Source organism: Roseateles sp. P5_B10, from assembly GCF_056400485.1.
This window is the reverse complement of sequence record NZ_JBFULE010001020.1, coordinates 1-1643: the sequence shown is the minus strand read 5'-3', so window position 1 is coordinate 1643 and position 1643 is coordinate 1. Positions and strand designations below refer to the sequence as shown.

General features: G+C 68.8%; 3 protein-coding genes. All 3 read right to left on the bottom strand.

Annotation, left to right across the window (positions count from 1 at the left end; translation table 11 throughout):
• Positions 1-265: sugar phosphate nucleotidyltransferase (locus AC1DU6_RS30370; RefSeq protein WP_477861792.1), on the bottom strand; the 265-nt coding region annotated here is incomplete at its 3' end.
• 69 nt (positions 266-334) lie between these two features.
• Positions 335-1519, bottom strand: a complete 1185-nt coding sequence (locus tag AC1DU6_RS30365) for a DUF2325 domain-containing protein (RefSeq protein ID WP_477861791.1) — start codon at positions 1517-1519, stop codon at positions 335-337.
• A gap of 66 nt (positions 1520-1585) precedes the next feature.
• Positions 1586-1643: hemin uptake protein HemP (hemP, locus tag AC1DU6_RS30360; RefSeq protein ID WP_477861794.1), on the bottom strand; the 58-nt coding region annotated here is incomplete at its 5' end.

Below are 1643 nucleotides of genomic sequence, written 5' to 3'. Positions count from 1 at the left end.
GCTCGGCGCGCAGGAAGCTCCAGCCACGCTGGATGTGGCGCAGCAGCGAATGGCTCTTGTACTGCGTGACGACGCCGATGCGACGGATGCCGCTGTTGACACAGTTGCTCAGCGCGAAATCGATGATGCGGAACTTGCCGCCGAAGTAGACGGCCGGCTTGGCGCGCGAATCAGTCAACTGCTTGAGCCGCGAGCCGCGGCCACCGGCCAGGACGAGGGCGATGGCGCGGCGCGCGAGCTGGTGGGGCGAGGCGACGGGGGGCATTGACAGTCTCCGGCTGCAAACAATTGCAGTTTGCGGCAGGCAGTTTGCCCGCCCGCTGGGGGCTTCCCCTCAGACCGCCGTATTTGCCCCTTCTTCGGCCGCCGCCAGGGCCAGCGCGCGCTCAAACGCGCTGCGGCTGGGCGTCTCGACGAAGACGCAACGCTTGCCGTGCCGCTTGCAATGGTCCTTCACGCGCCAATAGGCGTCATGGCTGATGCAACCCGTCTGGCAGATGACGAGATCGGCCGCGGCGAGCTGGGGCTCCAGCTGGGCTGGCTTGTGCTCGCTGCCGCCGTCGTGGTGAAGAAACTGCGCTCCGCAGCCCTCCACGGCCTGACGGTACTGGGGCACGCTGCCGCTGCGGCCACCGACGCAGAGCACGACCCGGTGCTCCAGCTTCACGGTCTCAACGCGGACCTCTTGTTCGGCCCATGCGGCGGCGGGTTCGGCGGCATCCGCCACCGTCGGTGTGCGCGACGCGAGTCGGCTGACCTCGCGTTGCAGCGCCAGGTTGCGCTCCAACTGTTCGGCCAGGCGCTCGCGCAGGGCCTCGCGTTCGGGCAGATCGGGGCGCGCGGCCTGCCAATGCTGCAGTTGCTCCTGCGCCTGGGCGAGTTGGGTCTGCAGGCCGATCTGCGTGGCGCGGAACTGCATGCGCTCCTGCTCCCAGGCCTGCTGCTCGCGGGCGCGCTCCAGGCTCCAACCAGTCACGCGCTGCTGCACCTCTGCGTAATCGCGCGCCAGCGCCTGATGTTCGGCAGACAGCTCACGGTGGGCAGCCAAGTCCATGCGCTGCGCGGCGCCGACCTGGTGCTGCAGCATGTGCACCTGGCCCAGCACGCGCATCTCCAGCCATTCGTCGCACCGTGCGTGCGTCAGCGTGGCCCACAGCGCGCCGGCAATTTCGCCCTGGACGGCGCGGTTGCGCCACCAGCTCATCAGGCTTTCGCGGCATTTGGCCTGGGCGGCGTTGCGCACGTCGAGCGCGAAGCGCTGCTCCAGATCCTTTTGCAACGACTCGGACACCGCGTTGCGGCGCGCGGCTGCAGTGACGAGGCTGCAATGCAGCGTGTAGTCGTCCTCGTCGCCCTGCAGCACCAGTAGCTTCCTGGCCAGGATGCGCACGCGTTCCAGCGGCATGCAGACGCCGATGACGGGGCAGTGGGCATGGCTGCCCAGCTCCCACAGGCGGCGCCGGCGCGAGCCGGTGAGGGAGGGGAGCGCGGCATGCACAGCGCAGCAGGTGTCGGCCATTCGGGAGTCTCCAGGGGAGAAGCGCGGGCGGGCGACGGCTGGCTGGCGCGGTATGACGAGCGAGGGCTATTTGGTCAGGATCAACTTGCCCTGGGACGTGATGCGCAGACGGTAGACCTGTTGT

Excerpts from the sequence above, each read along its gene's own strand:
- AC1DU6_RS30365 (WP_477861791.1), bottom strand. The coding sequence starts at position 1,519 with ATGGCCGACACCTGCTGCGCTGTGCATGCCGCGCTCCCCTCCCTCACC.